Origin of the sequence: Methanobrevibacter filiformis (genome assembly GCF_001639265.1) — an archaeon.
In the GTDB taxonomy this organism is placed as follows: domain Archaea; phylum Methanobacteriota; class Methanobacteria; order Methanobacteriales; family Methanobacteriaceae; genus Methanacia; species Methanacia filiformis.
Window position 1 is genome coordinate 1 of record NZ_LWMT01000019.1, and the last position, 8,318, is coordinate 8,318.

The window sequence follows — 8,318 nt, forward strand, 5'->3', positions numbered from 1 at the left end:
ACATAAAATTAAACAAACCAAAAACAATAAGAACAACTAAAAACAATTCAACAAAACCAACAAAATATTAAAAAAAACTCACATAAAAACACAAAAAATAAAGAAAAAATCAATAAAATAGAACAAAAAAAGAAACATTAAATGCGAATCCTCAGATATATCTTTTCAAGTCATGCTGCAATAGATAAATTAGCTCTTTCCATGTTAAATATGAAAAAATATATAAAGATTATAGATTCTGTTGCAATAAATTAAAAAGATAGAAAAATAATTGGACCCCATCAAAATCTACAGCATAGCAATTAACTTAAAAAACAATAATAGTGAAAATTAAAAATAATGACTAAATTAAAAATAATACAAAATAATATATTCATTGTTTCTATTAAATCATACTTTATTACTAATTTAGATTTATTGTTGCATTTAGATTTATTGCCATATTTAATAAACTACTCCAGCATAATATAAAATTTATGTATATAATCTACTCCAACATAATATAAAACTTATATAAACTACTCTAATTTAATCTAATTTAATAAATTATAAAATAGTTTTATTAATAAGTTCAGCATTCAATATCGAAGCTCCTGCGGCTCCACGAATAGTATTATGTCCAACGAGCACATATTTAAAGCTATTGTTAGATATTATATCTTTTCTAAGTCTACCAACAGTAACCCCCATACCATTAGAAGAATTTCTGTCTAATCTTGGCTGTGGACGATCATCTTCTTCTTTAATAATTATAGGGTTTTTTGGTGCAGAATATAAATCTAATTCTTGAGGAAGACTTTTGAAATTAGACATTTTAGTTTTTATATCCCCAATATTTGCATTATCTTCAAGTTCTACAAAAACCGCTTCAGTATGACCATCAATGACAGCTACTCTATGACAAGAAGCACTTATTCTAAAGTTAGCATTAGAAATTTTTCCATTTTCAATACTTCCCAGAAGTTGTAATGTTTCAGATTCCATTTTCTCTTCTTCACTACCAATATATGGTATTAAATTGTCAATAATTGCCATTGAAGAAACACCACTATATCCTGCTCCAGAAACAGCTTGCATTGTAGACACATAAACTTTTTTTATATTAAAATTATCATATATTGGTTTCAAAGTTAAAGTAAGTGCAATTGTAGAGCAATTTGGATTTGTAACAATGAATCCATCCCACCCCCTGTTTTTCTGTTGAATTTCGATTAAATCTAAAAATTCATGATTTACTTCAGGAATAACAAGAGGAACATCTTTTTCCATTCTCATAGCACTTGCATTAGAAGCCACAATATAATTTTTAGCAAATTTTGGTTCAACAATAGCTGCAGTTTCTGTTGGAAGTGATGAAAAAAGAATATCAACATCATAGGAAACTTCATCAACATTAGTATCAGTTACAACAATATCTTTAACAGATTCTGGCATAGAGTCATCTAAATACCAAGTTGTTGCATCTTCATATCTTTTACCTGCAGATCTTGAAGAAGCAGTTAAAGAAGTTAAATTGAAATCTGGATGACTATCAAGTAATTGAATAAATCTCTGACCTACCATTCCAGTTGCACCAAGCACACCTACATTTACCATATTAACACAATCCTTTTATTAACTAAACTATAATTAAAATATAATTAAATTTTTTTATTAATTAAGCCCTAAAACATCAGCCATATCATTTACTTTCCCAGGTACAGCATTTTCTATAAAATTTAATGCCCTCATCACACCAGCTATGAAAACTTCTCTTGTATGAGCCTTGTGACTTATTTCTATCCTTTCCCCTTCACCAACGAACATTACAGTGTGATCTCCTACAATATCTCCACCACGAATAGCATGCAATCCTATTTCTTTATTTGTTCTTTCCCCAACAAGTCCTTGTCTTCCATAAATCGCTACTTCTTCAGGACTTCTATTTAATTCTTTAGCTATTACATTGAATGCAGTCATAGCAGTTCCAGAAGGAGAATCTTTCTTTTTATTATGATGAGCTTCAATAATTTCAATATCAAAATCATATAAAAAAGGTGTGATGTCTTTTAAAGCTTTAAAGAAAACATTTACACCTATTGACATATTAGAAGATAGTACAGCTTTAACATTATTTTCATTCACAAAATTATGAATTTCCTTTTTTTGTTCGTCTGTAAAACCAGTTGTTCCAACAATAAGATTAACACCTAAGTTTGAAGCAACCCTTATTGTATTAAATGCTGCACTAGCTATTGTAAAATCAACTAATACTTCAGCCCCTGAAGACTTTAAAACGCTTTTTAAATCCTGAGCTCCTGTGACAGGCACACCAATTGAACCTATTCCAATAACTTCACCAATATCTTTTGATTCAAGTGGAGAATTAGGTATTTCAATTGCAGCAACTAATTCCATATTTTCTTGTTCAACGACTTTTTTAATAATTCCAGAGCCCATTCTGCCAGCAGCCCCAGTAACAGCGATATTTATCATAAATAAACTCCTACTAATGTTTAATATATAATAGTAATAATAATATTAATAATAATAGCAATATATGTAATAATATATGTAATAATAATAGCAATATATGTAATAATATATGTAATAATAATAGCAATATATGTAATAATATATGTAATATATGTAATAATATATGTAATATATGTAATAATATATGTAATATATGTAATATATGTAATAATAGTAGCAATATATGTAATATTAATAATCAACTCTAAATAGTAATAATTAAATTAAAGATAAATCATTTGAACTACATACCTTACATTAAATCATTTAAATTAGAGATAAATCATTTAAAACATCTTTAATAGCTATTTTACTTTTATCTTTTAAATCAGTTAATGGCAATCTTACATGACCTGCAGGAATACCCATTGCATTTAATACAAATTTAGATGGTACTGGATTGCTTTCACAAAAGAGAATTTTCATTAAATTATATAATTCATAGTGAATTTTAAGTGCACTTTCATAATCTCCTTTTAAAGCATATCTTACCATGTCAGAAACACCCTTAGGACTAATATTAGCTGCAACAGAAACTACACCTTTACCTCCAAGAGACATTATTGGTAAAGTTAAATCATCATTACCTGATAAGATTGTAAAATCATTTTCAATTCCTTCAATAGCTAAGGCTTTTTTGATTCTTGAGATTTTATCTAAATCAGGATTGGCTTCTTTAACTCCTACAATATTATCGAATTTAGCTATTTCAACCATAGTTTCTACATCCATATCAGTTCCTGTTCTTGATGGAACATTGTATAGAATTATTGGAATATTTGTAGAATCATTTATAAGTTTATAATGCTCTATAAGTCCGTGAGCCTGAGGTTTGTTGTAATAGGGAGTAATAACCAGTGCACTATCTGCACCAACATCCTCAGCATGTTTTACAAGCTCTAATGATTCTCTTGAAGAATTACTTCCTGCACCTGCTATAGTATATGCTTTATTATTAGCTTCATCAACTAAAAGTTCAATTAACCTCATTTGTTCATTAAGAGTTATAGTAGCAGATTCACCTGTGGTTCCAGCAGCAAGTAATCCTTCGACTCCACCATCAATCAAACGATTAATATTAAATCTGAAGCCTTCCTCATCGATTTCATCATTTTTTGTAAATGGTGTTACCATAGCAACACTCGTACCTTCAAATTTCATTCTAAAATCTCCCTCACATATTCATAAGCCTTTTTGCCATCTTTCCAATCTACAAAAATCACAACTGCAGTTTGAGAAGATGTTAATTCCACTATATTAATATTATTTTCTCTTAATGGTTTTGTAATATCTGATATAATACCTGGAGTTTCAATAAATTCAGGACTAACTAATGTTAACATAGCTATTTCTTTTCCTAAGGAAACTGAGCTTAAAAAGTCGATTTCAACAACTAAATCATGTAAAAGGCGATGAGCTTTAATGGAATCTTTCTTATTTACAAAGATTGTTACAGAATTTTGACCAGCAGATATTCCAAAAATGTTAATATCATTAATAGCTAATTTATCAGTTAATTTAGCAAGTAATCCTGGTTTTTTAAGCATATTTTCCCCAACAACAGCTATTATGGAGATTGGTTCAGGACACAACATTGAAGATTTCATCATTACACCTTCATTTGGACCTACAATAAAAGTTCCAGGATCTGAAAGATCTCCATTTTCATAGCTAATAATCTTAGCAGATATTAAAGGATCTTTATATTTCAGTGCATGAGGATGTAAAATTTGAGCACCATGAGTTGCTAAATCCCTCATTTCTTCAACAGAAATCTTATCTAATTTTTTTGCATCTTGAATCTTATTAGGATCTGTTGACATTACTCCAACAACATCAGTAACGATTATAACCTCATCAGCATCTAAAGAATGCCCTAAGAAGAATGCAGTAATATCACTACCTCCTCTTCCAAGAGTTGTAATTTGATTTTTAGAGTTTTTTCCTAAAAATCCACAGACAACAGGAATTATACCTTGATCTAAAAGCTTTAAAATTTTTTTAGAATTTAATTCTGATTCTTTAAAATCTATTTTAGCTTCAAGAATATTGCTATCAGTTAAAACAGGCCATAATTCATCAAAAGGATCTATAAATTGCGATTTAACACCTAATGATTCAATCACAGAAGAGAAAACTCTTATGCTTGTCATTTCGCCCATAGATAAAATTTCTGCCATTTGTTTATCTGTTACATTATCTCCAATTGCATCTTTCATTATATTAATAAGATCATCGGTTGTCTTGTTAATTGCAGAAACAACTACAACTACTTTATTTCCTTTCATATACTCATTAACAACAGACTGTGCCGCTTTTCTTATTCTTTCCCCATTACCAATTGAAGTTCCACCGAATTTAACTACAATTAACTCCATTTTATCCTCAACCTAATTGAAGTAAATAATATATGATTAAATTATAAATAATTAATATAAATTAATTTGAAATATTAAATGATTTTAGAAATTAATGAAAATAAAAACTCAAATTTAAAGTTAATACTCAATTCAATATATTACAATATATTTTTGGATTTCGTTAATATAAATATATTTCTACAATTAATACAATTAATTGTAGTTATATAAAATCTATTTAAAAAAAGATTAACTATAATATATTACCAAAAGCCTTGTAACATATGTAGCAAATTTGAATGTTCAGAAATATCATCTGAAAAACCTTTAAATTCAATTTAAAGTATTCATATCATGTTTTCCATAAGAATTAAGAAAAATGATTATAAGTCACACTTTTTGAACAATGTGCTATAATGAGATAAATTGAATAATTTAAGAATTATAAATAAAAAATAGAATTAATAAAGATATAACAGAAATAAATTAAAAATAAGAATTAATTGAATATAAAATTAAGCAATATCAATATAAAATAATAGCTAAATTAAATATTTAATTGATATTACATATATGATTAACTTTGTCTTGATTCTTGTCTAACTAATCTTGTAACATATCCAGCTATCTTATTTCTTAAATGTTTAGTACTTACAGATGAAAATTCAACTACTAATTTTTTGTTTTCATCAAAATCAGTTGTAAATTTACCAGTGTGAGTTTCAATAAGTTCTTTGGATATTCTTTTAACAAATGAAGTTCTAATATTTCCCATTCTAATTACTCCTCTAAAAATTTTTCTTGTTGAAATTTATTAAGATCAAATAATAAATTCATGATTTTAAGAATAATATTTTCATCAATATTTTTATCATTAGCCAAATTTTTAATCTTATTTTGAATTTCTTTTTCTCTATTTTTATCATAAATTGGCACATTAATATATTTCTTTGCAGAAACTATGTTTTTTGATAAAGCAGTTCTCCTTGCAAATAATTCGATTAAATTCTCATCGATTTTATCTATTTCTAAGCGAGACTCATTAAGAAGACTTTGAGCTTCTGATTTATTTTTGAAAATAGTAATATTATCTTTATTCATTATATCATTTAAATACTTTATTAATTATTATATGCAATTATTTTAATTATTATATACAATTTATTATTAATAAGTTACTATTATAAAACTAAGAATCAATAATGAAATTCATTATGAATTTCTATAACGAACTAAAAATCACTTGATTTTTAAAAATACAAATAATTGAAATTATTAAGGATTTTAAACTATAATACTATCTATTAAAAGCCAACAATAGTTTAATAATTACTTAATCAAGGTCCATATTTGTTATTCATATTATAAAACAGTCGTTCCAATATTATTAACCTTAGTTTCAATTATCCTACCAGAATAACTACTCCACGCATCCTTTACATCATCTATTTTATCATCATTACAAATAGCTACAAATGATGAGCCTGTGCCTGAAAGTCCTGATGCTAATGCTCCAGAATTTAATGCATCAATAGCTATTTCAGAATCAAAGCCTAAAGTTGAAGAATATAATAAACCATTTAAATTCATTGCATTTAAATAGTCTCTTTTTAATGCTAAATTATATCCCATCTTAACAAGAGGAGATAGTAGTTTCATCCGGTTTACATCTGAATTTGAAGTCATTGCTCCTTTATTTGGCATATATATCAAAATATTATAATTTTCAAAATCTTCTTTAATAATGATTTTGCGGGAAATATTATCTGTAACTGTAACCCCACCAAAGTAAGAAGCTGTAGCATCATCAAATGCCCCAGTAACTGTAACTCCTGCATCAAGTGATGCATTAATAGCTAAATTAATGATTTCAATATCACTTATAACTTTAAGGTCAAATTCTTCACTAATTAAAATAGCTATTGATTTACAAACAGCATTAGAGAGTGCACTACTACTAGATAATCCTGAAGCCATAGGCAAGTTAGATTTAGTACTTATTTCAACTCCAAAATCAACATTATAGTAATCTATAACTTTTTTAGCAGATAATTCCATTAATGTAGTATCTGCACCAATATCTGAAGAACATTTAATACCTGAAGTAATTGATTTGGATTTAGTCAATATATCTAAATCAATTCCAAATGCTGAACCCTTACCAATAGCTATTGCATTAACTATAGTAGCTGAACCTAAAGAACGGACATTTACTTTCAAAAGATCACCTTCAACTTAAACAATGAATTACTATACTACATTATATTTACTTCCATTATTAATAAATTAATATTTTAGTAAATATAAAAGAGTAGATTAAATATTTAGTACTATAAATATTTAAATTATCTTATTTTAATTAAAAACATTTAGTTAGTACATGATTTTTAGTACGATAATTTCGAAAAAAATAAAAAATTTTTTCAAAATCCTTTTAAAGCTATAAAAACTGATTTAAGTACCTGAGAGGAGATTTTGCAAAATTTTCTATTTTGCGAAATCAGTGTTTAATTATAAATAATAAATTTTAAATATTAAGGAATATATAAATAAGAACTACTAATTAATATTAAAATATTAAATGTTTTTATAATTACCAAGATAATTGAGTAATTATATAAATATATTATTTAATAATAAAAAAGTTAATAACAAATTAAAGGAACTGATAAAATGGTAAAAGTCGAAGTATTTACATCTCCAAGTTGCCCATACTGTCCAATGGCTGAAGAATTAGTTGAAAAAGCAAAACAAGAAATTGGAGACAGTATAGAAGTAGAAGTAATTAATATTATGGAAGATCGTCAAAGAGCTGTTGAATATGGAGTAATGGCAGTTCCAGCCATTGCAATTGATGGTGTTGTTGAGTTTGTTGGTGCTCCAAGTTTTGAAGATTTACTCAGTAAGTTAAAAAGTTAATTTAATTTAAAAAAGTTAAATCAAATTATATTATTATATATTTATCTTCATTTATTAAATATATTTCTATATTAATTCTTGTTTTTATATTATGTTTAAATAAAATAGTCATTATATTATTAAAACTATTTAAATAGATTTAAATAGATATTTTCCCTGTTTAAACTTATTTTACCTAATTTATATTAATATCGTTTAATAGTGTTACATTATTATTACTTAATTTATAAATTATATTAACATGTTAAATTATTAATAGTAATCTAATACTAGCATTAAATATTGAAAAGCATAACCAGCTAAAATTTGAATTTTATTTAATGTCAATGCATTATTTTTAAATAATTGACATAAATGATAGATTATTTGTAAACAATACATAAAATACCATAAAATACCACAGCTGTTAAGTTAAGGATTTTTCATGTTAGATATGTAGTGTGTAATGTTGTGATGTTTTTTGTTTATATTCTTATTTTTCTTTTAGCATGTTTTTTATTCTTGATATTGTTAGTCTTGTGTGTC

8 protein-coding genes are annotated in these 8,318 nt (G+C 26.1%); 1 reads left to right on the forward strand and 7 read right to left on the reverse strand.

Features of this window, described 5'->3' with window-relative positions; all coding sequences use genetic code 11:
* Positions 1-546: 546 nt before the first annotated feature.
* The 7 genes from asd to MBFIL_RS00865 form a co-directional block, all read right to left on the reverse strand.
* On the reverse strand, positions 547-1,596 hold the full coding sequence (gene asd, locus MBFIL_RS00835) for an aspartate-semialdehyde dehydrogenase (RefSeq protein ID WP_066970531.1): 1,050 nt from the start codon (positions 1,594-1,596) through the stop codon (positions 547-549).
* A gap of 57 nt (positions 1,597-1,653) precedes the next feature.
* Positions 1,654-2,475, reverse strand: a complete 822-nt coding sequence (gene dapB, locus MBFIL_RS00840; protein ID WP_066970533.1) for a 4-hydroxy-tetrahydrodipicolinate reductase — start codon at positions 2,473-2,475, stop codon at positions 1,654-1,656.
* Positions 2,476-2,781: 306 nt separating this feature from the next.
* The gene (gene dapA, locus MBFIL_RS00845; protein ID WP_066970535.1) at positions 2,782-3,675 is read right to left on the reverse strand and encodes a 4-hydroxy-tetrahydrodipicolinate synthase; all 894 of its coding nucleotides are present in this window, start codon (positions 3,673-3,675) and stop codon (positions 2,782-2,784) included.
* Positions 3,672-4,892, reverse strand: coding sequence for an aspartate kinase (locus MBFIL_RS00850; protein ID WP_066970537.1), 1,221 nt, complete (start codon positions 4,890-4,892; stop codon positions 3,672-3,674). Before MBFIL_RS00850 ends, dapA begins: the two co-directional genes overlap by 4 nt.
* Before the next feature lie 559 nt (positions 4,893-5,451).
* Positions 5,452-5,649, reverse strand: a complete 198-nt coding sequence (locus MBFIL_RS00855; RefSeq protein ID WP_066970539.1) for a 30S ribosomal protein S17e — start codon at positions 5,647-5,649, stop codon at positions 5,452-5,454.
* 5 nt (positions 5,650-5,654) lie between these two features.
* Entirely contained in the window at positions 5,655-5,975 is a 321-nt protein-coding gene (locus MBFIL_RS00860) for a chorismate mutase (RefSeq protein WP_066970540.1), read from the reverse strand.
* 261 nt (positions 5,976-6,236) lie between these two features.
* Complete coding sequence (locus tag MBFIL_RS00865; RefSeq protein ID WP_066970542.1) at positions 6,237-7,094, reverse strand: shikimate kinase; 858 nt, start codon at positions 7,092-7,094, stop codon at positions 6,237-6,239.
* A gap of 453 nt (positions 7,095-7,547) precedes the next feature.
* Here MBFIL_RS00865 and MBFIL_RS00870 point away from each other — a divergent pair, with 453 nt between their 5' ends.
* Positions 7,548-7,793 (forward strand): MJ0307 family thioredoxin, encoded by a 246-nt coding sequence (locus MBFIL_RS00870; RefSeq protein WP_066970544.1) that lies wholly within the window; start codon positions 7,548-7,550, stop codon positions 7,791-7,793.
* The last annotated feature ends 525 nt before the right edge of the window (positions 7,794-8,318 follow it).